The organism is Pseudomonas sp. MAFF 730105, from assembly GCF_055380705.1.
On record NZ_AP018438.1, the window covers coordinates 4647927 to 4672444 of the forward strand.

20 protein-coding genes and 5 tRNA genes are annotated in these 24518 nt (G+C 61.7%); 7 read left to right on the top strand and 18 right to left on the bottom strand.

What is annotated here, in order from left to right:
- Positions 1-86 precede the first annotated feature (86 nt).
- From asd to leuC, 5 genes are all read right to left on the bottom strand, one after another.
- Positions 87-1199, bottom strand: coding sequence for an aspartate-semialdehyde dehydrogenase (gene asd, locus PCOSP_RS19995; protein WP_024779161.1), 1113 nt, complete (start codon positions 1197-1199; stop codon positions 87-89).
- 54 nt (positions 1200-1253) lie between these two features.
- Entirely contained in the window at positions 1254-2336 is a 1083-nt protein-coding gene (leuB, locus tag PCOSP_RS20000) for a 3-isopropylmalate dehydrogenase (RefSeq protein WP_139644601.1), read from the bottom strand.
- A gap of 61 nt (positions 2337-2397) precedes the next feature.
- On the bottom strand, positions 2398-3162 hold the full coding sequence (locus tag PCOSP_RS20005) for a class I SAM-dependent methyltransferase (RefSeq protein WP_464709397.1): 765 nt from the start codon (positions 3160-3162) through the stop codon (positions 2398-2400).
- Between the two features lie 137 nt (positions 3163-3299).
- Positions 3300-3944 (bottom strand): 3-isopropylmalate dehydratase small subunit, encoded by a 645-nt coding sequence (leuD, locus tag PCOSP_RS20010; RefSeq protein WP_464709398.1) that lies wholly within the window; start codon positions 3942-3944, stop codon positions 3300-3302.
- A gap of 13 nt (positions 3945-3957) precedes the next feature.
- The gene (gene leuC / locus PCOSP_RS20015; protein WP_139644606.1) at positions 3958-5376 is read right to left on the bottom strand and encodes a 3-isopropylmalate dehydratase large subunit; all 1419 of its coding nucleotides are present in this window, start codon (positions 5374-5376) and stop codon (positions 3958-3960) included.
- A 156-nt stretch (positions 5377-5532) separates the two neighbouring features.
- Here leuC and PCOSP_RS20020 point away from each other — a divergent pair, with 156 nt between their 5' ends.
- The gene (locus PCOSP_RS20020) at positions 5533-6423 is read left to right on the top strand and encodes a LysR family transcriptional regulator (protein ID WP_175363729.1); all 891 of its coding nucleotides are present in this window, start codon (positions 5533-5535) and stop codon (positions 6421-6423) included.
- Positions 6424-6490: 67 nt separating this feature from the next.
- Positions 6491-9769, top strand: coding sequence for an EAL domain-containing protein (locus PCOSP_RS20025; RefSeq protein ID WP_139644611.1), 3279 nt, complete (start codon positions 6491-6493; stop codon positions 9767-9769).
- Between the two features lie 207 nt (positions 9770-9976).
- Here the strand turns inward: PCOSP_RS20025 and PCOSP_RS20030 are convergent, their stop codons facing one another.
- From PCOSP_RS20030 to uvrB, 11 genes are all read right to left on the bottom strand, one after another.
- Positions 9977-10429: an Hsp20 family protein gene (locus tag PCOSP_RS20030; RefSeq protein ID WP_047700569.1), complete on the bottom strand. Its 453-nt coding sequence runs from the start codon at positions 10427-10429 to the stop codon at positions 9977-9979.
- A 119-nt stretch (positions 10430-10548) separates the two neighbouring features.
- Positions 10549-11508 (bottom strand): tRNA dihydrouridine synthase, encoded by a 960-nt coding sequence (locus PCOSP_RS20035; protein ID WP_024779169.1) that lies wholly within the window; start codon positions 11506-11508, stop codon positions 10549-10551.
- Positions 11509-11719: 211 nt separating this feature from the next.
- Positions 11720-12178 carry an acyl-CoA thioesterase gene (locus PCOSP_RS20040; protein WP_464709399.1) on the bottom strand — a complete coding sequence of 153 codons (459 nt, stop codon included), beginning with the start codon at positions 12176-12178 and terminating at the stop codon, positions 11720-11722.
- Positions 12179-12318: 140 nt separating this feature from the next.
- Positions 12319-13152 (bottom strand): alpha/beta fold hydrolase, encoded by an 834-nt coding sequence (locus PCOSP_RS20045; protein ID WP_139644616.1) that lies wholly within the window; start codon positions 13150-13152, stop codon positions 12319-12321.
- Positions 13153-13181: 29 nt separating this feature from the next.
- Positions 13182-13721 carry a TetR/AcrR family transcriptional regulator gene (locus PCOSP_RS20050; RefSeq protein WP_139644618.1) on the bottom strand — a complete coding sequence of 180 codons (540 nt, stop codon included), beginning with the start codon at positions 13719-13721 and terminating at the stop codon, positions 13182-13184.
- Between the two features lie 181 nt (positions 13722-13902).
- Positions 13903-13978 (bottom strand) — tRNA-Glu (locus tag PCOSP_RS20055).
- Between the two features lie 76 nt (positions 13979-14054).
- Positions 14055-14130, bottom strand: a tRNA-Ala gene (locus PCOSP_RS20060).
- 53 nt (positions 14131-14183) lie between these two features.
- Positions 14184-14259: transfer RNA gene (locus PCOSP_RS20065), tRNA-Glu, on the bottom strand.
- Between the two features lie 78 nt (positions 14260-14337).
- Positions 14338-14413: transfer RNA gene (locus PCOSP_RS20070), tRNA-Ala, on the bottom strand.
- Between the two features lie 146 nt (positions 14414-14559).
- A complete protein-coding gene (gene gltX / locus PCOSP_RS20075) occupies positions 14560-16041 on the bottom strand; it encodes a glutamate--tRNA ligase (RefSeq protein ID WP_041023763.1) in 1482 nt (493 codons plus the stop codon).
- Between the two features lie 217 nt (positions 16042-16258).
- On the bottom strand, positions 16259-18274 hold the full coding sequence (gene uvrB, locus PCOSP_RS20080; RefSeq protein WP_041023764.1) for an excinuclease ABC subunit UvrB: 2016 nt from the start codon (positions 18272-18274) through the stop codon (positions 16259-16261).
- A gap of 332 nt (positions 18275-18606) precedes the next feature.
- On the opposite strand from uvrB, the gene PCOSP_RS20085 reads away from it, so the two are divergent.
- The 4 genes from PCOSP_RS20085 to PCOSP_RS20100 all read left to right on the top strand — a co-directional run bounded on the left by PCOSP_RS20085 (position 18607) and on the right by PCOSP_RS20100 (position 20831).
- Entirely contained in the window at positions 18607-19803 is a 1197-nt protein-coding gene (locus tag PCOSP_RS20085; protein WP_258625724.1) for an amino acid aminotransferase, read from the top strand.
- Between the two features lie 241 nt (positions 19804-20044).
- Positions 20045-20120: transfer RNA gene (locus tag PCOSP_RS20090), tRNA-Asn, on the top strand.
- A 245-nt stretch (positions 20121-20365) separates the two neighbouring features.
- Positions 20366-20560 carry a hypothetical protein gene (locus PCOSP_RS20095; RefSeq protein WP_024776483.1) on the top strand — a complete coding sequence of 65 codons (195 nt, stop codon included), beginning with the start codon at positions 20366-20368 and terminating at the stop codon, positions 20558-20560.
- 88 nt (positions 20561-20648) lie between these two features.
- Positions 20649-20831, top strand: a complete 183-nt coding sequence (locus tag PCOSP_RS20100) for a hypothetical protein (RefSeq protein ID WP_024776482.1) — start codon at positions 20649-20651, stop codon at positions 20829-20831.
- A gap of 9 nt (positions 20832-20840) precedes the next feature.
- On the opposite strand, the gene PCOSP_RS20105 is transcribed toward PCOSP_RS20100, so the two are convergent.
- Entirely contained in the window at positions 20841-21902 is a 1062-nt protein-coding gene (locus tag PCOSP_RS20105; RefSeq protein ID WP_139644623.1) for an AI-2E family transporter, read from the bottom strand.
- Positions 21903-22048: 146 nt separating this feature from the next.
- On the opposite strand from PCOSP_RS20105, the gene trhP reads away from it, so the two are divergent.
- Positions 22049-23374 (top strand): prephenate-dependent tRNA uridine(34) hydroxylase TrhP, encoded by a 1326-nt coding sequence (trhP, locus tag PCOSP_RS20110; RefSeq protein ID WP_139644625.1) that lies wholly within the window; start codon positions 22049-22051, stop codon positions 23372-23374.
- A 322-nt stretch (positions 23375-23696) separates the two neighbouring features.
- On the opposite strand, the gene PCOSP_RS20115 is transcribed toward trhP, so the two are convergent.
- Positions 23697-24518: a methyl-accepting chemotaxis protein gene (locus tag PCOSP_RS20115; protein WP_373682455.1), complete on the bottom strand. Its 822-nt coding sequence runs from the start codon at positions 24516-24518 to the stop codon at positions 23697-23699.

Consider the following 24518-nt stretch of genomic DNA (forward strand, 5'->3'; position numbering starts at 1 on the left):
CGCGATGGCGATCTCACTGCCGATGCAACACCCATAAAAAAACCCGCACCTCTCACAAGGCACGGGTTCTTTCACAGCAGCAACGGTCAACGCTCGAGCAAGATCCGCAGCATGCGACGCAGCGGTTCGGCCGCGCCCCACAGCAGTTGGTCGCCGACGGTGAAGGCACCGACGAATTGCGAGCCCATGTTCAGCTTGCGCAGGCGTCCCACCGGTACGTTCAGGGTGCCGGTGACCTTGGTCGGGCTCAGCTCCTGCATGCTGGTTTCGCGGTTGTTCGGCACCAGCTTGACCCAAGGATTGTGCTGGCTGATCAACCCTTCGATGTCGGCGATCGGCACGTCCTTGTTCAGCTTGATGGTCAGCGCCTGGCTGTGGCAGCGCATGGCACCGATGCGCACGCAAATACCGTCCACCGGGATCGGGCTCTTGAAGCGACCGAGGATCTTGTTGGTTTCGGCCTGGGCCTTCCACTCTTCGCGGCTCTGACCGTTCGGCAGCTCCTTGTCGATCCAAGGAATCAGGCTGCCGGCCAGCGGCACACCGAAGTTCTCGGTCGGGTAGGCATCGCTGCGCATCGCCTCGGCGACCTTGCGGTCGATGTCCAGGATGGCGCTGGCCGGGTTGGCCAGGTCATCGGCGACGGCGGCGTGGGTCGCGCCCATCTGCTTGATCAGCTCACGCATGTTCTGCGCGCCGGCACCGGAAGCCGCCTGATAGGTCATGGCGCTCATCCACTCCACCAGACCGGCTTCGAACAGACCGCCCAGGCCCATCAGCATCAGGCTGACGGTGCAGTTGCCGCCGATGTAGTTCTTGGTGCCGGCGTCCAGTTGCTGGTCGATGACCTTGCGGTTGACCGGGTCGAGGATGATCACCGCGTCGTCCTGCATGCGCAGGCTGGAAGCAGCGTCGATCCAGTAGCCCTGCCAACCGGCCTCGCGCAGTTTCGGGAAGACTTCGCTGGTGTAGTCGCCGCCCTGGCACGTCAGGATCACATCGAGGGTCTTGAGCTCTTCAATGCTGTAGGCATCCTTGAGCGCACCGGTGTCCTTGCCCACGGACGGGCCCTGGCCACCGACATTGGAAGTGGTGAAGAACACCGGCTCGATGAGATCGAAATCCTGCTCTTCCAGCATTCGCTGCATGAGCACGGAACCGACCATGCCCCGCCAACCGATCAGACCTACACGTTTCATCGCAACTGCACCTATACAAAAGTGGGCCACCGTCGAAGCGGTGGACCGGAGAGATTACAGATTCCGCAGCGCGGCGACTACCGCGTCGCCCATTTGCTGCGTACCGACTTTGGTACAACCGGCCGACCAGATGTCGCCGGTGCGCAAACCCTGGTCCAACACCACGCTGACGGCCTTTTCAATGGCATCGGCGGCGTCATTGAGGTTGAAGCTGTAGCGCAGCATCATCGACACCGACAGGATAGTCGCCAACGGGTTGGCAATGCCCTGCCCGGCAATGTCCGGCGCCGAACCGTGGCACGGCTCGTACATGCCTTTGTTGTTGGCATCCAGGGAGGCCGACGGCAGCATGCCGATGGAACCGGTGAGCATCGACGCTTCGTCAGACAGGATGTCGCCGAACATGTTGTCAGTGACGATCACGTCGAACTGCTTCGGTGCGCGCACCAGTTGCATCGCGGCGTTGTCGACGTACATGTGGCTCAGTTCGATGTCCGGGTAATCCTTGGCCACCTGCTCGACCACTTCGCGCCACAGTTGGCTGGACGCCAGCACGTTGGCCTTGTCCACCGAGCACAGCTTCTTGCCACGCACGCGGGCCATGTCGAAGCCGACCCGGGCGATACGGCGGATTTCGCTCTCGCTGTACGGCAGGGTGTCGTAGGCCTGACGCTCGCCATTATCCAACTCGCGAGTACCACGCGGGGCACCGAAGTAGATACCGCCGGTCAGTTCACGGACGATAAGGATATCCAGGCCCGAAACGATTTCCGGCTTCAGGCTCGAAGCGTCGGCCAGTTGCGGATAGAGGATCGCCGGGCGCAGGTTGCCGAACAGGCCCAGTTGCGCACGGATCTTCAGCAAGCCGCGCTCGGGGCGGATGTCGCGCTCGATCTTGTCCCATTTCGGGCCACCCACGGCACCCAGCAGCACCGCATCGGCCGCGCGTGCACGGTCCAGGGTTTCATCGGCCAGGGGCACGCCGTGCTTGTCGATGGCAGCACCGCCGATCACGTCGTGGCTGAGCTCGAAGCCCAGGCCGTACTTGTCGTTCGCCAGTTCCAGGACCTTGACCGCTTCGGCCATGATTTCCGGGCCAATACCGTCGCCTGGGAGAATCAGAATCTGCTTGCTCATGCTTTCCTCGTTTGTTGTACCGGCGCGCCAGGTTTTCTACTTCCGGGCACCAGGAAAAATGCTATCGCTCGGCCCACAGCACCAGTACATCCGTACTGAAAGAACCATCGGCCTCAATTTCGAAATATTCACGCACTTCATCGCCCATCGCGCGTTGCAGCTCGAGAATCGCACCACGCATTACCTCGGGTGTGCGCATGCGCTCGACCCAGGAGTGGTATTCCAGGCGCAAGCGTTGGCGAGAGGTGCTGCTCACCTGCAGCCCCGCTTCGCTGACCTGGCGCAGCCACTCGGCGGCCGAATAGTCACGCACATGGCTGGTGTCGCGCAGTACTTCGACGCTTTGCAGGTAGGTATCCAGCAACGGCGTGCCGGGCGACAGGACATCAATGAACGCCATCACCCCACCCCGCTTGAGCACGCGGCGCACTTCGCGCAACGCCAAACCCAGGTCGCTCCAATGATGCGCCGAATAGCGGCTGAACACGAAGTCGAACTCGCCATCGGCGAACGGCAAGCGCTCGGCGGCACCGCACACCGTGGCGATGTTACCCAAGCCACGCTCCACTGCCGCCGTGGCCACCACGTCCAGCATCTGCTGGGACAGGTCGTAGGCCACCACTTCACCGGCCAATGACGCCACGTGAAAACTCACGTGGCCGGCGCCGCATCCCAGGTCCAGCACACGGGCATTGTCCTTCCCCGCCAGTGCCGCCTGCAGCAGCGCGAACTCGGCGCCCTGGGCGTGCACGCCACTGCTCAGATAGGCCGAGGCCTGTTCACCGAATTGCTTTTGTACAACCTGACTGTGGGCGGTGCTGGTCATGGGATGTCCTTAGGGTGTTGTAGTGCCTGGGCTGGCCTCTTCGCGAGCGGGCTCGCTCCCACAGGGTTTTGGGTACACCGAAAATCCAATGTGGGAGCGAGCCTGCTCGCGATAGCGTTGTCACGCCTTACGCGAAATCAAGCATCGCGAAACAACCAAGGCTGGCTCGCCCGATGCTTCGCTTCGAACGCGGCAATCGCCTCGCTGTCCTGCAGGGTCAAACCGATGTCGTCCAGCCCGTTGAGCAGGCAATGTTTGCGAAACGCATCGATCTCGAAGCTCAACACCTTGCCGTCGGGACGGGTCACGGTCTGGGCTGCGAGGTCGATCTGCAACTGGTAGCCCGAGTTGGCCTCGACCTGCTGGAACAGCTCGTCCACTTCAGCATCGCTGAGGATGATCGGCAGCAAACCGTTCTTGAAGCTGTTGTTGAAGAAGATGTCGGCGTAGCTAGGCGCGATGATGCTGCGGAAGCCGTACTCTTCAAGGGCCCAAGGCGCGTGTTCGCGGCTCGAACCGCAACCGAAGTTCTCCCGGGCCAGCAACACGCTGGCGCCCTGGTAGCGCTCGGCGTTGAGCACGAAGTCCTTGTTCAGCGGCCGCTTGGAGTTGTCCTGGTAGGGCTGGCCCACATCCAGGTAACGCCATTCGTCGAACAGGTTCGGACCGAAGCCGGTGCGCTTGATGGACTTCAGGAATTGCTTGGGAATGATCTGGTCGGTGTCGACGTTGGCACGATCCAGAGGCGCGACAAGACCAGTGTGCTGGGTAAAAGCTTTCATGCTGCGCTCTCCTTCAGATCAATTCACGAACGTCGACGAAACGGCCGTTGACGGCAGCCGCCGCGGCCATGGCCGGGCTGACCAGGTGGGTACGCCCACCGGCGCCCTGACGGCCTTCGAAGTTACGGTTGGAGGTAGAGGCGCAATGCTCGCCCGACTCCAGGCGGTCCGGGTTCATCGCCAGGCACATCGAGCACCCTGGCTCACGCCATTCGAAACCGGCTTCGATGAACACCTTGTCCAGCCCTTCCGCTTCGGCCTGGGCCTTCACCAGGCCCGAACCCGGCACCACGATGGCCTGTTTGATGGTCGAGGCGACCTTGCGGCCCTTGGCAATCACTGCTGCGGCGCGCAGGTCTTCGATCCGCGAGTTAGTGCAGGAACCGATGAACACGCGGTCGAGCTGAATGTCGGTGATCGCCTGGTTCGCGCTCAAGCCCATGTACTTCAAGGCGCGCACGATGGAGTCGCGCTTGACCAGGTCCATTTCCTTGGCCGGATCCGGCACCTTCTGATCCACCGCCAGGACCATCTCGGGCGAAGTGCCCCAGCTGACCTGCGGCTTGATCTGAGTGGCATCGAGCTCGACCACCGTGTCGAACCTGGCGTCGGCGTCGGACACCAGGTCTTTCCAGGCCTCTACCGCCAGGTCCCACTCGGCGCCTTTCGGGGCGAACGGACGACCCTTGACGTACTCGACGGTCTTTTCATCGGCAGCCACCAGGCCCACGCGGGCACCGGCTTCGATGGACATGTTGCAGATGGTCATGCGGCCTTCGACGGACAGGTCGCGGATCGCGCTGCCGGCGAACTCGATGGCATGGCCGTTACCGCCAGCGGTGCCGATCTTGCCGATCACAGCCAGGACGATGTCCTTGGCGGTCACGCCGAACGGCAGCTTGCCCTCGACGCGCACCAGCATGTTCTTCATTTTCTTGGCCACCAGGCACTGGGTGGCGAGCACATGCTCGACCTCGGAGGTGCCGATGCCGTGGGCCAAGGCACCAAAAGCGCCATGGGTGGAGGTGTGGGAGTCGCCGCAGACCACGGTCATGCCGGGCAAGGTCGCGCCCTGCTCCGGGCCGATGACGTGGACGATGCCCTGGCGTACGTCGTTCATCTTGAATTCAACGATGCCGTATTCGTCACAGTTGTCATCGAGGGTCTGGACCTGCAAACGCGAAACCTGGTCGACAATGGCTTCGATACCGCCCTTGCGCTCCGGGGTGGTCGGCACGTTGTGGTCCGGGGTCGCGATGTTGGCATCGATCCGCCATGGCTTGCGCCCGGCCAGGCGCAGCCCTTCGAAGGCTTGTGGCGAGGTCACTTCGTGGATGATGTGACGGTCGATATAGATCAGCGCCGAGCCATCGTCGCGCTGCTTGACCAAATGCGAATCCCAGAGCTTGTCGTAGAGCGTTTTGCCGGCCATCAGACGGTTCCTCATCAGCTTGTTTCTATGCCCCGGGTCTTGAACGACTCAATAACCCTTTGGCTTGTGAGGCTGATGGTATGGGGCTACATTAAATAACTCAAATTCATAATTTTTATACTTTGCATAACCAACAGGAATTCGACAAAGACTGCCATGGACCTCGCCAACCTCAACGCCTTTATCGCCATTGCCGAGACGGGCAGTTTCTCCGGCGCCGGTGAACGCCTGCACCTGACCCAGCCGGCCATCAGCAAGCGCATCGCCGGGCTGGAACAGCAGCTCAACGTCCGCCTGTTCGATCGACTGGGGCGTGAAATCGGCCTGACCGAGGCGGGTCGGGCCCTGCTGCCACGGGCCTATCAGATTCTCAATGTGCTGGACGATACCCGTCGCGCCCTGACCAACCTGACCGGCGAAGTCACCGGCCGGCTGACGCTCGCCACCAGCCATCACATCGGCCTGCATCGCCTACCGCCTCTATTGAGGGAATTCACCCGACGTTATCCACAAGTGGCCCTGGACATTCAGTTCCTGGATTCGGAAGTGGCCTACGAAGAAATTCTTCACGGACGGGCGGAACTGGCGGTCATCACCCTCGCCCCCGAGCCGCATGCGCTGATGCGTGCCACGCCGGTGTGGGACGACCCCCTGGATTTCGTGGTGGCGCCGGAACATGCGCTGCTGGACAACCGCGCGGTCAGCCTGGCGGACATCGCCCTGCACCCCGCGGTTTTTCCAGGGGGCAACACCTTTACCCACCACATCGTCCGGCGCCTGTTCGAGGCCCAGGGCCTGACACCGAACATCGCCATGAGCACGAATTATCTGGAAACCATAAAGATGATGGTCTCCATCGGGCTGGCCTGGAGCGTCCTGCCGCGCACCATGCTCGACGATCAGGTGGCGCGCATCCCTTTGCCGGGCATACAGCTCAGTCGCCAGCTAGGCTATATCGTGCACACTGAACGGACGCTGTCGAATGCTGCGCGCGCTTTCATGTCCTTATTGGACGCACAAATCGATCTGCCAGGGACAAGGGCATAGGTTGTGCTACTCCTATAGAGCCGAAAATGCCTGCGCTTAACGCTCACTGCCCAAGGCTCGCTAGATAATGCCCAAACCCGCTGACCATCTACCGCCCCTGCCGCGTATCCAGGCGCTTGACCCGAAACGGTCGGAGCAAAGCTGGGACAGCGCGCCGCAGTTGCTGGCCGCGCTGAACGGAGCGCGGCTGGGGGCCTGGTCGTGGGACATCGATACCGGGCGGATCAGTTGGTCCAGGGGCACCCAGGCGCTGTTCGGCTTCGACCCGCGCCAACCGCTGCCAGGGGATGTGGATTACCTGGACCTGCTATTGCCCGAGGACCGCACCAAGGCCATCCGCGCCTTTCACGCGGCCGTGGCCGGCGCGCCGCTGGAACAGGCGATGCACCATCGCATTGTCTGGCCCGACGGCAGCCTGCACTGGTTGGAAATCAGCGGCAGCGTATCGCCCGACAAGCACGGACGCCCGCGCATGATCGGGGTCATCCGTGAGATCACCCACCAGCGCGAGCGCGAACAGGCCTTGCGCAGCTCGGAGAAACGCTTTGCCACGCTCTTTCACCTCTGCCCGAACATGGTGCTGCTGACCCGCCAGGAAGACGGGCTGATCAGCGAAGCCAACCAGTATTTCGAAAGCCTGTTCGGCTGGCCGGTGCACGATGTCATCGGCCGAACCACCCTGGAGCTGGGCTTATGGGTCGATCCCAGCCAGCGGGCAAGACTGGTGGAAGCCACCAAGGCCAAGGGCGAACTGGTGAGCATGGAGGTGGAATTCCGCGCCAGTAACGGCCAGATCCACAACGGCATCCTCAGCGCGCAAAAGGTCGAACTTGAAGGGCAGCCCTATCTGCTGAGCACGTTTCTCGACACCACTGAACGCAAACTGGCCGAACTGGCCCTCAAGGACAGCCAGGAACGCCTCGACCTGGCCCTCGACTCGGCGCAGTTGGGCACTTGGGACTGGCACATACCCAGCGGCATGCTCTACGGCTCGGCCCGTGCCGCGCAGCTCCATGGCCTGGAGCCCAAGCCGTTCCACGAATCATTCGACGCTTTTTTCGAAGGGGTGCCCGACGAAGAGCGCAACAACATGCGCAATGCGTATCGCAGCCTGCGCGAAGGCCCGGCGGGCAATTATCAACTGACCTACCGCGTGCAATTGCCGGATGGCAGCTCCCGTTACCTGGAGAGCCGCGCCCGCCTCTACCGCAACGAAGACGGCAGCCCCCAGCGCATGGCCGGCACCTTGCTGGACATCACCGATCAGGTCCAGCGCGAGCAGAGCCTGGCGGCGTCCGAGGAAAAATTCGCCACGCTGTTCCAGGTCAGCCCCGATCCGATCTGCGTCACCCACCAGGAAAGCAGCCGCTTCCTTGAAATCAACTCCAGCTTCACCCAGACCTTCGGCTGGTCCGCCAGTGATGTGATCGGCCGCAGTGCCGACGAAATCGGCCTCTGGGACGCCTCGGGCAACAGCCTGCAACGCATCGAACGGGTGATTCGCGAGCAATCGCTGAACAACGTTGCCATTGTCGTCCATCACAAGAACGGCCAGCCGCTGACCTGCGTGATCTCCAGCCGGCAGATCAACGTCAGCAACCAGCCCTGCATCGTCACCACCCTGCGGGACATCACCCAGCAACAACGCTCCGAAGCGGCCCTGAAGGCCAGCGAGGAGAAATTCGCCAAGGCGTTCCACTCCAGCCCTGACGCCATCACCATCACCGAACGCGAAAGCGGCCGCTACCTTGAGGTCAACGACGGTTTCTGCCGCCTGACCGGCTACCGCTCCGACGAGGTGATAGGACACACGGTGTACGAGGTGGGCATCTGGGCCGAGGAAAAACAACGCGCGTCCCTGCTGGCCGAATTGCAACTCAAGGGCCGTGTGCACCACCAGGAAATGCTCGGACGCAACAAACGTGGGGAATTGCTCACGGTTGAGGTGTCGGTCGAGCCCATCATGCTCAACGAAACGGACTGCCTGTTGCTGACCGCCCGGGACGTGAGCCTGCTGCGCAACGCCGAAGCCCAGATCCGTCACCTGGCCTATCACGATCCGCTGACCAACCTGCCCAACCGGGCCTTGCTGATGGACCGGCTCAGCCAGCAGATCGCCCTGCTCAAACGCCATAATTTGCGCGGTGCGCTGCTGTTCCTCGATCTTGACCACTTCAAGCACATCAACGACTCCCTGGGGCACCCGGTGGGTGACACCGTGCTGAAAATCATCACCGCGCGCCTGGAAGCCAGCGTTCGCCTGGAGGACACCGTCGCACGACTGGGCGGTGACGAGTTCGTGGTGTTGCTCAGCGGCCTGGAAGGCACCCGCAACGAAGTCAGCGAGCAGGTGCAGAAGCTGGCCGACACCCTGCGCGAACTACTTTCAGAGCCGATGTTCCTCGACGGCCAGCGATTGCAGGTCACGCCCAGCATCGGCATGGCGCTGATTCCCGACCACGGTTCCACCCCGACCGATCTGCTCAAGCGCGCAGACATTGCGCTCTATCGCGCCAAGGATTCGGGGCGCAACACCTCGCAGATGTTCCACGCCACCATGCAGAAGGCGGCCAGTGAACGGCTGCGCATGGAAACCGACCTGCGCCAGGCCCTGGCCCGCGACGAGTTCAGCCTGCACTTCCAACCTCAGGTCGACGCCCGGGACAACCGTATCGTCGGTGCCGAAGCGCTGGTGCGCTGGCATCATCCCGAACTGGGCGCACAGTCGCCCAACGAGTTCATCAAGGTCCTGGAAGACAGCGGGTTGATCCTGGAAGTGGGCACCTGGATCCTCGATGAAGCCTGCAATGGCTTCAAGCAATTGATTGCGAAGGGCAAGATCGATCCGCAGCGGTTCAGCCTGTGCGTGAACATCAGCCCGCGCCAGTTTCGTCAGAGCGACTTCGTCGAACGCATCGAAAACAGCCTCACGATCCACGGCCTGCCCTGCACCATGTTGAAACTGGAAATCACCGAAGGCATCGTGATCCAGAACCTGGACGACACCATCGGCAAGATGCGCCGCCTCAAGAAGTTGGGGGTGAGCTTCGCCATGGATGACTTCGGCACCGGTTATTCGTCGCTGACCTACCTCAAGCGCCTGCCGGTGGACACACTGAAGATCGACCAGTCATTCGTGCGCGACGCCACCAGCGACCCCAACGACGCCGAGATCATCCGCGCCATCGTCGCCATGGCCCGCAGCCTCAACCTGGAAATGATTGCCGAAGGCGTGGAAACCCTGGAACAACTGCACTTCCTGCAGGGGCTCGATTGCCATCTGTACCAGGGTTACCTGCACAGCCGGCCGTTGCCGTTGGATGCGTTCGAGCGGTTGCTGCCGTAACGAGTGCAGCTGTCTTCTGTGGCGAGGGGATTCATCCCCGCTGGGCTGCGTAGCAGCCCCATGCTGCCGACTCAATCCATCTGACATACCGAGTTGCCTGACTTTAGGGCTGCTACGCAGCCCAGCGGGGATAAATCCCCTCGCCACAATAAAATCACCGGCATGAAAAAGGGCGCCCTTTCGGCGCCCTTTTTCAATTGCGATGCATCAGTTCTGCAGCGCGGGTTGTTGCTGCGCACCGTTGATCGGGATGCGCTTGGCTTTCGCCTCCTCCGGAATCACCCGCAACAGGTCGATGCTCAACAGACCGTTGCTCAGGCCCGCGGACTTGATCTCGATATGGTCCGCCAACCGGAAGGACAGCTTGAATGCACGCTGGGCGATACCCTGATGCAGGTAGGTCACGCTGTCGTTGCTGGCCTCGCGCTTACCGCCGCTGATGGTCAGCACACCTTTTTCCACCTGCAGGTCCAGGTCTTCTTCCCGGAAGCCAGCGGCGGCGACTACGATACGGTATTCATCATCACCGTATTTTTCCACGTTGTAGGGTGGATAGCTGCTGCCCGGTTCGTTGCGCAGGGCGGTTTCGAACAGGTCGTTGAAACGGTCGAAGCCCACCGAGGAACGGAACAGAGGGGCCAGCGAAAATGCAGTACTCATGATTCAAATCTCCTGAAAATTTCAGCAAGGTTTTTTGTCTCCGCGACCCGAATTCGGCATCGCGTACCCCTTATCTAGGGTCGCCAAATACTTTTCAAGAGCTTTTTTCGAAATTTTTTTCAGGCCGCTTCGGTGCGCTGCACACCCAGCAAATGGCCCACGGCATCGAGCTCGGTTTCCCGACGCAGCGCGGTAAACAGCTCGACCGCTTCAGGATAATTGCGGGTCAGCATCGCCAGCCACTGCTTCAACCGTCCGGGCGCCTGACGCGGCGTCAGCTGTTCGACCACTTGTACCCAGAAATCCTGGAGCATCGGTTGCAGCTCTGCCCAGGACATCTGCACCACCTCTTCACCAGCGCGGGCGGCGGCGATCTGTCGGGCCAGGTCCGGACGGGAAACGAGGCCACGACCGAGCATGATGTCCTCTACGCCGCTGATTTCACGGCAACGCCGCCAATCCTCGACGCTCCAGATATCCCCATTGGCGAACACCGGCACCTTGACCACTTCCTGCACCCGGGGGATCCACTCCCAATGGGCCGGCGGCTTGTAGCCGTCAGTCTTGGTCCGCGCGTGCACCACGATGTGCGCCGCCCCGCCTTCGGCCAGCGCCGTGGCGCAGACCAGCGCACCGTCCGGACTGTCGAAGCCCAGGCGCATCTTGGCGGTGACCGGAATGTGCTTTGGCACCGCGCGACGGACATGTTCGACGATTTCGTTGAGCAGCTCCGGCTCCTTGAGCAATACCGCGCCGCCCCTGGACTTGTTCACCGTCTTGGCCGGGCAGCCGAAATTCAGGTCAACGACTTCCGAACCCAACTCACAGGCCAACGCAGCGTTTTCCGCCAGGCACACCGGGTCGGAGCCCAGCAACTGCACCCTCAGCGGCACGCCGGCGGCGGTCCGGGCGCCGGTCAGCAGCTCCGGGGCGAGCTTGTGGAAATAGGCCGGCGTGAGCAGGCGGTCATTGACGCGAATGAACTCGGTCACACACCAGTCGATACCGCCGACGCGTGTCAGGACGTCCCGCAGGATGTTGTCGACCAACCCCTCCATGGGCGCCAGGGCAATTTGCATGGGAAAACGCACTCAACGAAAAAACGTGCGGCAGTTTACCGGATTCTGTGGGAGCAAGCGTGCTTGCGATAGTGGTGGGTCAGTTTGCAGTGTGCTGGATGTACCTCCGCCATCGCGAGCAGGCTCGCTCCCACAGGGGGCTATGGATGGCCGCCATGGGTCTGCTGGCCTAGGCCGATGTGGGAGCGAGCCTGCTCGCGATAGCGGTGGATCAGTTTGCGAGAATGCTGGATGTACCATGAGCCGCGAGCGCCGGGCCGTAGCCTTCGATGAACTCCGGCGGCATGCGCTTGGGCTTGCCGGTGGAGAGCTCAATGCAGACGAATGTGGTCTGCGCCCGCAGCACGGTGGTGTTGTCGCTGGGGCGGATCAGCTGGAAATGCCGGGTCATCTTCAGTCGCTGGTCCCAGTCGACGATCCAGGTGGCCAGTTGCAGTTCGTCGCCTTCGTAGGCAGCCGCCAGGTAATCGACTTCATGACGCACCACGGCCATCGCCCGGTCCAGTCGGCGGTACTCCGCCAGGTCCAGTCCCAGGCGCTGGGAATGGCGCCAGGCACAGCGTTCGAGCCAGGAGACGTAGACGGCGTTGTTGGCGTGGCCCAGCCCGTCGATGTCTTCGGCGGCTACTTGAAGATCCATGATGAACGGTGTTGCCCGATCCCAGCCCATGCCCCTCTCCCGGTCGAATGTGAATCGGGGCAGTGTACCCGATCCCTGTGGGAGCCGGGCTCGCCCGCGATAGCGGCGGGTCAAACTGCATCAATGTCGAATATACCGACGCGATCGCGGGCCAGCCCAGCTCCCACAACTCAGGCCGATTGCCGTGCCTGCAGATTGCGCCCGGCCAGCAGCGATAACACGCCATCGATGACACGGGGATCGGCCAGCACCCGCTGGTGCCCGCCCTGGGGCAAGCGCAGCAGGCGGCTGTCAAACCAGGCCTCATGAATCAACTGCGACTCGTTGACCGAGACGGAGGTGTCGTCCTCGGCGTGGACGATCAACCCCGGCACATCCAGCTGATAATGCGCGACGTCCAGCTTCGAGGCACGCATGCCCACGTCCTTTTCCACCTGACGAATGAACGCCGAACGCGCCTGGGGTGGCAGGCCCACCAGCCGGGCGAAGCCACGCAGCACCCCAAGAATGCGTGCGGGTGCGGCGATGCTGACCAGGGTCTCGGTGCGCAACCCCAACTGGACCGCGAGCATGGCACTGGCCCCGCCCATGGAATGCCCGATCACCGCTTGCAGCGGCGGCAGTTCCGCGGCGGCCTCGAGCATCGCCCTGGCGAATGACAGGAGATTCGCCTCACGGCCAGGTGAACGGCCATGGGCCGGGCCGTCCAGTGACACCACCGTATAACCGGCGCCCACCAGCGCCGTAATCAAAGCGGCGAACTGCGTAGGCCGCCCTTCCCAACCATGCATCATCAAGACGGTCGGGCCTTTGCCCCAGCGCAGGGCCGAAAGACCAAAGCGCAAGGTGATGCGCTCGGAGCTTGCCAGCAATGGCAATTCCCAGTCCCGTGGTGGCAGGTTCCGGGGATGCATGAACAGCGCGCGCATTTTCCTTGCCACCAAACGCGGAGCCACCCGACCCAGCGTGCCATTGACGCCACGAATCCAGCTCAATCTGTCCATCGCTCTTCTCCCACGGCTTGCGCCTTAGCTCACCGCACCGCAGATTTGGCGGCGCGCAGCACACGATCCGATAACTCCCCCGGCCCCAACGCCCTTGCCAGGGCCAGGCCACCGACCATCAAGGCAATGTCGGCGAGAGCCTTGTCGGCGTCTTCCGGGCTGGCCGCCAATTGCGCGGTCATTAATTCGATGTGTTCGTTGAGCACTTCACGAAACGGATCCGGCAGCCGTCCCAACTCACCGATCGATGCAGGGATCGGACAGGCGTTCTCAGTGGAGTCCCGATGCTTGCGCGACAGGTAGAACGCCGCCACCAGGGCGCGTCGCTCTTCGCCGGTCAGTTCGGCATCCATGTCGGCGATCAGGCCGCGACGCCGGCTGAGCAGTTGCTTGAAAGCCTCCAGCATCAACGCATCCTTGCTCTCGAAATGGGCGTAGAAGCCGCCCACCGTCAGCCCGGCCGCGCCCATGACCTCGCCCACGCTCGGCTCGGCCGGACCACGCTGAATCAGCGCATCGCTGGCGGCCTTGATAATGCGTTCACGGGTCTGTGCTTTTTTATCGCTCATCGTCGCCTCCGAATATTACGATCACAATATTATCCACATAATAATTTTCCGCAAGCAGAAACTCAGTCCGCTGGTCAGCAGTGTCTTTTCGAGGATAGGAGAATTGGCTGAACGCCAGACAAACAAAAGGGCCATTCAAGAATTGAATGACCCTTATAAAATCCCGCAGAGCGGGTAATCGTGGCGTCCCCTAGGGGACTCGAACCCCTGTTACCGCCGTGAAAGGGCGGTGTCCTAGGCCACTAGACGAAGGGGACACAAACCTTCTTGCTTGATCAGTGCTGAGTACTGATCGATTCAAGGCCGGTGTGGCCAGACCTTGAACCTGACGATTGGTGGAGCTAGACGGGATCGAACCGTCGACCTCTTGCATGCCATGCAAGCGCTCTCCCAGCTGAGCTATAGCCCCAGATTTTTCGCCTCGCGGCGGAGCGACATTTTGCAACATCGCTTCTGTAAAACTGGCGTCCCCTAGGGGACTCGAACCCCTGTTACCGCCGTGAAAGGGCGGTGTCCTAGGCCACTAGACGAAGGGGACGCAAACCCTTCTAACTGCTGATCAACGCTGAGTGTTGATCGCTTCAAGACCGGTGTGGCCAGGCCTTGAAGTGTAAATTGGTGGAGCTAGACGGGATCGAACCGTCGACCTCTTGCATGCCATGCAAGCGCTCTCCCAGCTGAGCTATAGCCCCTCATCGCTGAGGACGGGGCGAATCTTAAGGGCGTATCGGAGGGCTGTCAAATTTATTTTCAACAAATTTGAAAATTTTTTGCCGGGATAACAACCACTTACCGACAAACCCCGGAAAACCGGGGTATGCCCTGCCCTAACGACCGCTTAGGCAATCGCGCCCAGCAGTTTTTCCCACTCCTTGTTTTCCTTCTTCGACACGCCACCGAGCAGATCGATGGCCTGGCGCAGGCGGAAGCGGGTCAGGTCCGGCCCCAGGATTTCCATTGCATCAAGCACCGACACCGAGCTGGCCTGGCCGGTAATGGCGGCGAACATCAGCGGCATGGCGTCACGCAATTTCAGCTCCAGGGATTCGACCACCGCCTGGATAGTCGCGGTGATGCTGTCCTTTTCCCATTGGCGCAGGCTTTCGAGCTTCCACAGGATCAGTTGCATCAGCTGGCGCACCTGATCGCCCGAGAGCTTCTTGGACTCGAACAGCTTCGCATCCGGCGTCACGCCGCCGGCAAAGAAGAAGCCGGCCAGCGGCGCGATCTGGCTGAACGTCTCCACCCTGCCCTGCACGTGGGGAGCGATCTTCATCATGTACTCGGGGTTCAATGCCCACTTCTGCACGCGTGCGGCGAACTCTTCCACCGGCAGGTCGCGCAGCCACTGGCCGTTGAGCCAGGACAGCTTCTCGATATCGAAGATCGGACCGCCCAGGGACACCCGCGACAGGTCGAAATGCTCGACCATTTCCTGCAGCGAGAACTTCTCGCGCTCGTCCGGCATCGACCAGCCCATGCGGCCCAGGTAGTTGAGCATCGCCTCGGGCATGAAGCCCATGCGCTCGTAGAACGTCACCGAGGTCGGGTTCTTGCGCTTGGACAGTTTGCTCTTGTCCGGGTTACGCAGCAGCGGCATGTAGCACAACTGCGGTTGCTCCCAACCGAAGTATTCGTAGAGCAGGATCAGTTTTGGCGCCGATGGCAGCCACTCTTCACCACGCAGTACATGGGTGATGCCCATCAGGTGATCGTCGACCACGTTCGCCAGGAAGTACGTCGGCAAGCCGTCGGTCTTCATCAGCACCTGCATGTCCATGCGATCCCACGGGATCTCGACATCGCCACGCAGCATGTCCGGCACCACGCAGACGCCTTCGCTCGGCACCTTCATGCGGATCACATGGGGTTCGCCAGCAGCCAGGCGACGGGCGACTTCTTCCTTGGACAGCAGCAACGCGCGGCCGTCGTAGCGTGGGGTTTCGCCACGAGCCATCTGCTCGGCGCGCATCTGGTCCAGCTCTTCAGCGGTGCAGAAGCATGGGAACGCGTGCCCCATGTCCACCAGTTGCTGGCAATACTGCTTGTAGATATCGCCACGCTCGCTCTGCCGATACGGGCCGTGCGGCCCGCCAACGTCCGGGCCCTCACTCCAGTCGATGCCGAGCCAGCGCAGGGCGTCGAAAATCTGCTGTTCGGACTCGCGCGTCGAACGCAACTGGTCGGTGTCCTCGATCCGCAGGATGAACTCACCGCCGTGCTGCTTGGCAAAGCAATAGTTGAACAAAGCGATGTAAGCGGTGCCGACATGGGGATCGCCAGTGGGCGAAGGCGCGATGCGGGTACGGACGGTGGTCATGGCATGTCTCGGAAAGAAGGTAAAAGCGAAGATCAAACAAGAGGCGAATGGTAGCAGGCGATGGTAGGCGGGCTCCAGTCAAAGGGATTTGTGCATCTGTCAGACCGCGTCGTCCTCAATCGCGAGCAGGCTCGCTCCCACACTGGACTTGTGGCGTTCACAAATCCCTGTGGGAGCGAGCCTGCTCGCGATAAGGCCCTTAAGGCCACTGCAAAACTCAGACAGTGAGCAAACGCTCGCGCAACTTGCCAATCTCGTCCCGCAACTGCGCCGCCGCCTCGAACTCCAGGTCTCGTGCCAGTTGGTACATCTTCTCTTCCAACTGACGGATGCGCTTGGTGATTTCGCTCGGTGAGCGCAGTTCCGCTTCGTAGCGGGCACTTTCTTCGGCGGCCTTGGCCATCCCCTTGCGCTTCTTGCTGCGCGAACCAGGCACGGTGGCACCTTCCATGATGTCGGCCACGTCCTTGAACACCCCCTTGGGCGTGATGCCGTTGGCCAGGTTGAAGGCGATCTGCTTGTCACGACGGCGCTCGGTCTCGCCGATGGCCCGCTCCATGGAGCCGGTGATGCGGTCGGCATACAGGATCGCCCGACCGTTGAGGTTACGCGCCGCCCGACCGATGGTCTGGATCAGCGAACGCTCGGAACGCAGGAACCCTTCCTTGTCGGCGTCGAGGATCGCCACCAACGACACCTCCGGCATGTCCAGGCCTTCGCGCAGCAGGTTGATGCCCACCACCACGTCGAAGGTGCCCAGGCGCAGGTCGCGGATGATCTCGACCCGCTCCACCGTGTCGATGTCCGAGTGCAGGTACCGCACCCGCACGCCATGGTCGGCCAGGTAATCGGTGAGGTCCTCGGCCATGCGCTTGGTCAGGGTGGTCACCAGGACCCGTTCGTCGATGGCCACGCGCTTGTTGATTTCCGACAGTAGGTCGTCGACCTGGGTCAGCGCCGGGCGCACTTCGACCTGCGGGTCCACCAAGCCGGTCGGGCGCACCACCTGCTCGACCACGCGGCCGGCGTGCTCGGCCTCGTAGTTGCCGGGAGTGGCCGAGACGAAGATGGTCTGCGGACTCACGCTTTCCCATTCATCGAAGCGCATCGGCCGGTTATCCAGCGCCGAAGGGAGGCGGAAACCGTATTCCACCAGGGTTTCCTTGCGGGACCGGTCGCCTTTGTACATCGCGCCGACCTGAGGCACGCTGACGTGGGATTCGTCGATCACCAGCAAGGCGTCGGCCGGCAGATAGTCGTACAAGGTCGGTGGTGGCGCCCCCGCCGGGCGGCCCGACAGGTAGCGCGAGTAGTTTTCGATGCCGTTGCAGTAGCCCAGCTCGAGGATCATCTCCAGGTCGAACCGGGTCCGCTGCTCCAGGCGCTGGGCTTCCACCAGCTTGTTGTTCGAGCGCAGGTACTCCAGGCGCTCCTGGAGTTCGGCCTTGATCCCGTCAATGGCATCCAGCAGGGTTTCCCGCGGCGTGACGTAATGGCTCTTGGGGTAGAAGGTGAAGCGCGGCAGCTTGCGGATCACCTCGCCGGTCAGCGGGTCGAACGCCGAAATGCTCTCCACCTCGTCATCGAACAGCTCGATGCGGATCGCCTCCAGGTCGGACTCCGCCGGGTAGATGTCGATTACATCGCCGCGCACCCGGAACGTTGCCCGGGCGAAGTCCATGTCGTTGCGGGTGTATTGCAGGTCCGCGAGGCGGCGCAGCAAGGCACGCTGGTCGAGTTTGTCACCGCGATCCACGTGCAGCACCATCTTCAGGTACGTTTCCGGACTGCCCAGGCCATAGATGCACGACACCGTGGTGACGATGATCGCATCCTTGCGCTCAAGCAATGCCTTGGTCGCCGACAGCCGCATCTGTTCGATGTGATCGTTGATCGAGGCATCCTTCTCAATGAAGGTGTCCGACGACGGCACGTAGGCTTCCGGCTGGTAATAGTCGTAGTACGAGACGAAATACTCCACCGCGTTGTTCGGGAAGAACGCTTTGAACTCACCATACAGCTGCGCCGCCAGGGTCTTGTTCGGTGCCAGCACCAGGGTCGGGCGCTGCACCTGGGCGATCACGTTGGCGATGCTGAAGGTCTTGCCTGAACCCGTCACACCGAGCAACGTCTGGTGGGCCAGCCCCGCCTCGATGCCTTCGACCATCAGGCGGATGGCTTCCGGCTGGTCGCCAGCGGGCTTGAATCGGGTGACTAGCTGGAATTCAGACATAACATAACCCCTGGGTTCACGCCTGTCGGCCAGGCGACGGGAATGAAGAAGACCGAAACGACTGATGTCGTCCGAGGAAAAAACTGGAATGCAGACAATGTGGAGGTGAATGCCTTCGCTTTCAAGACGGACGTCCTACACGCCTTGGAGTCTTTGACGCGCCAAAGGGACTAACGGTCGAAAAAAATCGAAAATACTTACCGTAAAAACCGAATCGCCTGTCGCCCTGTCCGGTGATGGCCTCTATACTAGCTCCCCGTTTGTGCACCGCTCTAGTGCATCCGGCTGGAGCGCCACACGTCCCCTCACACTCCATTCAGAGCCGCGCACTAATGAGCCTGTTTTCCGCTGTCGAATTGGCACCCCGCGACCCAATCCTGGGCCTCAACGAAGCATTCAACGCTGACACCCGTACCGATAAGGTCAACCTGGGCGTGGGTGTTTACTGCAATGAAGAGGGGCGCATTCCGCTTCTGCGCGCCGTTGTCGAAGCCGAGACGATTCGCGTGGCTCAGCACGTTTCCCGTGGCTACCTGCCCATCGACGGCATCGCGGCCTATGACCAGGCGGTCCAGACCCTGCTGTTCGGCAAGGACTCGCCACTGATCGCCTCCGGCCGCGTGATCACCACCCAGGCCGTGGGCGGCACCGGCGCACTGAAGATCGGCGCCGACTTCCTCAAGCAACTGCTGCCTGACGCCGTCGTGGCCATCAGCGACCCGAGCTGGGAAAACCACCGCGCCCTGTTCGAAACCGCTGGTTTCCCGGTGCAGAACTACCGCTACTACGACGCCGCCACCCACGACGTGAACCGTACCGGCCTGCTGGAAGACCTCAACGCCCTGCCCGACCGCTCGATCGTTGTGCTGCACGCCTGCTGCCATAACCCGACCGGCGTGGACCTGAGCCCCGAGGACTGGAAAAACGTCCTGGCCGTGGTCAAGGCCAAGAACCATGTGCCGTTCCTGGACATGGCCTACCAGGGCTTTGGCGATGGCATCGACGAAGACGCCGCGGCCGTGCGCCTGTTCGCCGAATCGGGCCTGACCTTCTTTGCGTCCAGCTCGTTCTCCAAGTCGTTCTCCCTGTACGGCGAGCGCGTCGGCGCCCTGTCGATCGTCAGCGAATCGAAGGAAGAAAGTGCTCGCGTGCTGTCCCAGGTCAAGCGCGTGATCCGCACCAACTACTCCAACCCGCCAACCCATGGCGCCAGCATCGTTGCCGCCGTGCTCAACAGCCCCGAACTGCGGGCCCAGTGGGAAGCCGAACTGGCGGAAATGCGCCTGCGGATCCGTGGCATGCGCAACCAGATGGTGGACATGCTGGCCAAGGCCGCTCCACACCGGGATTTCAGCTTCGTCGCACGCCAGCGCGGAATGTTCTCCTATTCCGGCCTGACCGTTGAACAAGTGACGCGCCTGCGCAACGAGTTCGGCATCTATGCCCTGGACACCGGTCGCATCTGCGTGGCCGCGCTGAACCAGAACAACATCGATGCGGTGACCAAGGCGATTGTTCAGGTGATCTGAAAACCCGCATAAAACCTGTGGGAGCGAGCCTGCTCGCGATGGCGGAGGGTCATCCAACATTGATGTTGAATGATTCGCCGCCATCGCGAGCAGGCTCGCTCCCACAGTCGTTTTTTGCGGCATGATCCTTACTTGTGTGAAGCGGTAACAAGTGTTTGAGGGAAGCCCACGACCACTTAAACACACCGCCCACCATCCAAAAGCTTGACTTCTCTTTTCCAATCAGTAACATACGCGTCATTCCGCGATAGCTCAGTTGGTAGAGCAAGTGACTGTTAATCACTGGGTCCCTGGTTCGAGTCCAGGTCGTGGAGCCAGACAGCAAGATCAAAAGCCCCTGAATCGAAAGATCCAGGGGCTTTTTTGTGGGCGAAAAACGTGCTGGAGGCCATATAAGGCCCACCAGCGTCGCTACCGGAACAATATTCCGGCGCCAAAAAGGCATTATGGTCTGAATCCTGCTTTGTTTTTCTTCAACCCGAGCTGTCACATGAGCGTCATGGCTGTGCCGCAAGCTGGCCCTGTCCGTCAACAACAGCTTCATAACAACAAGGACGAAGGTATGCCCACGCAAAATCCCCACCGCATCGTCGGCCTGTGCACCTCTGGCAAGGTGTACAACGTGCTGACCGAGCTCAAGCACCTGGAAGGCCACCGCACTGCCAAGTTCCTTTCGTTGTTGACGGAAAACCTGGTGCGCAAGGGCGTGCTCAATGAACGGGAAGTGGTGCATATGCTCGATCTGGTCGTCGATTGAGCGGCATCGATTCCTACTATTGAAGCAGTTGATTTTCCCCCTTGCCGGCTGAGTCGTAAGGTAACCCCATCGATAGATGGAGGTTCCCATGCTCAACATTCAAATCATGTCTGTCATTGGCAGCGCCGTCCCCGCCGCACTCCGTGAACGTGGCCTGTTGGCTTGCTGGTACCTGGTCCAGGACGGCGTGACCATCAGCGGCCCGCTGACTTCCCTGCCCGCCGCCCAGGCCTTGTCGCAGCGCATCGGCACTTACATGCTGAGCGCCTGATAGGCGCAGTTAGGGCAATTTCACCCGGGGCGCACTTTCGACAAACAAGGCCCAACAGGAAATGAACAGAGCGGCAATGAGCGGCCCGATCACGAACCCGTTCAGCCCGAACACCGCCAGGCCGCCCAGCGTCGAGACGAGCACCATGTAGTCAGGCATCTTGGTGTCCTTGCCCACCAGGATCGGGCGCAGGAGATTATCCACCAGGCCGATCACGAACACGCCGAACAGCGTTAGCACAACGCCTTGCCAGATCGCCCCGGAGAGCAGGAAGTACACCGCCACCGGCGCCCAGACGATGCCCGCCCCCACCGCCGGCAACAGCGACAGGAGGGTCATCAACACGGCCCAGGGCAACACCGTCGGAATCCCCAGGATCCAGAAGATCAATCCGCCCAGCGCCCCCTGGGTGATCGCGACCAACAGGTTGCCCTTGACGGTCGCCCGGACGACCCGATTGAACTTCAATTGCAGACGACGCTTCTGGTACTCCGCCAAGGGAACGGCCGTGCGGACCTTGCGCACCAGTTCCGCGCCATCGCGCAGAAAGAAGAACAGCAGGTAGAGCATGACGGAGAAGCTGACCAGGAACTGAAACGTACCCTGGCCGAAGCTGAAGGCCTGGGTGGCGAAGAACTCGCTGCCCTGCATGGCGCTCTTGACGATCTTGTCCCGCAACCCACTCAGGTTGCCCAGGCCGAAGCGGTCAAGCAGGTGCTGGAAGTACGGTGGCAAGGCGTCCTTGAACCGCGCCAGGTAATCGGCAATGTCCAGCTCCCCGCTTTCCAGGCTCTTGTACAACGCCGTGCCTTCCTGGACCAGCAAGGTGCTGATGACGATCACCGGCAGGATTGCGATGACCACACAGATGCCCAGCGTGCACAACGCAGTGACGTTGCGCGGCCAGCCGAATTTCAGTTGCAGGCGACGTTGCATCGGCGCGAAGACAATGCCGAGGATGATCGCCCAGAACACCGCGCCATAGAATGGCAGCAAGATCCAGATGAAAGCGATGCTGACCAGGATCAACAGCAACATCTGGGATTTGTATTGCAGGCTCTTTCGGTTCATTTGCTTTCCATGTCCCAGGCTCGATAAGTGTTAGTCCGTCGGGACTCGCAGGAGTGCCGTTGCGTTCACCGGCGCCATTGATCCAGATCAATAACGCCAGGCCGACCGTGACGTACCCTCGCCGCTTTTTGCGATCAGACGCCACCATGCCCCTCGTAGCCCCCGAACTGCTCGCCCCGGCCGGCACCCTGAAAAACATGCGTTACGCCTTCGCCTACGGCGCCGATGCGGTCTACGCCGGCCAGCCGCGCTACAGCCTGCGGGTGCGCAACAATGAATTCGATCATGCCAACCTGGCCTTGGGCATCCGCGAAGCCCAGGCCATGGGCAAGCGCTTCTACGTGGTGGTGAACATTGCGCCGCACAACGCCAAGCTGCGCACCTTCCTCAAGGACCTCGAACCGGTGATCGCCATGGCGCCCGATGCGCTGATCATGTCCGACCCGGGATTGATCATGCTGGTGCGACGGCATTTCCCGCGGATGCCGATTCATCTGTCGGTGCAGGCCAACACGGTGAACTGGGCGAGCGTCGAGTTCTGGCAGCAGCAGGGCCTGAGCCGGATCATTCTTTCCCGGGAACTGTCCCTGGAGGAGATCGCCGAAATCCGTCAGCAAGTGCCGGCCATGGAGCTGGAAGTGTTCGTCCATGGGGCCCTGTGCATGGCCTATTCCGGGCGCTGCCTGCTGTCGGGCTACCTGAATCGGCGCGACGCCAACCAAGGCAGCTGCACCAACGCCTGTCGCTGGAAATACTCGGCCCAGCCAGCGGTGGAAAACGCCGTGGGCGACATCGTGCAGAGCTATCAACCCGAACCCACCCTGGGCCTCGGCGCGCCCACCGACCAAGTGTTCCTGCTCCAGGAGGCCAATCGTCCGGACGAATCCATGCCGGCGTTCGAGGACGAGCATGGCACCTACATCATGAACGCCAAGGATCTGCGGGCCGTGCAGCATGTGGAGCGGTTGACCCGCATGGGCGTGCACTCCCTGAAAATCGAAGGCCGGACCAAATCGCACTTCTACTGCGCGCGCACCACCCAGGTGTACCGCCGGGCGATCGATGACGCCATGGCCGGCCGGAAATTCGACCTTGGCCTGATGACCGACCTGGAATCACTGGCCCAACGCGGCTATACCGAGGGCTTCCTGCGCCGGCATGTGCATGATGAATATCAGAACTACCAGAACGGCAGCTCAGTCTCGGAGCGCCAGCAGTTCGTCGGCGAGCTCACCGGCGAGCGGCGCGAACGCCTGGCCGAAGTGCGGGTCAAGAACCGCTTCGAGCTGGGCGACCACATGGAACTGATGACGCCCAAGGGCAATTTTCACTTCGACCTGCATCAACTGCAGGACGTGAAAGGTCAGAGCATCGCCGTCGCGCCGGGAGACGGGCATGTGGTGTATGTGCCGATACCGGATGCGGTGGACCTGCGGTTCGGCTTGTTGATGCGGGATGTGCGCAAGCCATAGGACGGGCGGGCTTGGCAGTTGGCATCCTTGCCAACTGAACCACTGCTATCGCGAGCGGGCTCGCTCCCACAGGGTCCGGGCTTAATCTGATACCTGCGTGTCACCACCGATCCCTTGTGGGAGCGAGCCTGCTCGCGATAGCGGTGGGTCAGTCATGAATGTTTAACGGGCTCACCATTCCAACAGGGATGGGTGTTGACCAATGGATCGCGACAGAAACTGCCGAAGGCTGCGATCCTCCTTTCCCGATAGGGCCTGGTACTCCAGGCGAAGACATCTGGATCGGAAGCGGAAGATCGCAGCCTTCGGCAGCTCCTGGCCGTCAGATGCGGAACTGCCCGACCAATTTGCCCAGGCGCTGGCCCAGCTCGTTCAAGCTGCGGGAGGTCTGGGCGCCGAGTTGGGTTTCATCGGCCACGCTGTCCACCGCCACAGCGATCTGGTGCACGCTGCGGTTGATTTCCTCGGCCACCGCGGTCTGCTCTTCCGCGGCACTGGCGATCTGGGCGTTCATCGAGTTGATGGTGCCGATCAACTGCGCCATGGTGTCCAGGGACGCTCCCGCCTCGTTGGCCCGAACCGACGTGCCATCACCCGCCTCACTGGAACGACGCATCGCCTCCACCGCCGCATGGGTACCCGATTGCAGGCGATCGATCATGCCCTGGATCTCCTGGGTGCTCTGCTGGGTCCGACTGGCCAGGGCCCGCACTTCATCGGCCACCACTGCGAAACCACGCCCCGCTTCCCCGGCACGCGCCGCCTCGATGGCCGCGTTGAGGGCCAGCAGGTTGGTCTGCTCGGCAATCGAACGGATCACCCCGAGTACGCTGACAATCGAGGCCACATCCTGTTGCAGGCTGTCCAGGGACACGCCGCTGCTGCGGATGTCGTTCACCAGCGCATGAATCTGCTGGATGCTGCCGGCCACCACCCGCTTGGCGGACTGACCTTCTTCGTCGGTCTGCTGGGCGGCCACGGCGGCACCCTGGGCGCTACGGGCCACTTCCTGGGCGGCGGACGACATCTCGTTGATCGCCGTGGCGACCTGATCGGTTTCGTGGCGCTGGCGCTCCATGGCCTGCTCGGAGCGCTGGGCCTGCTCGGAGACCTGCGTCACCAGCCCGGTCAGTTGCGAAGTCAT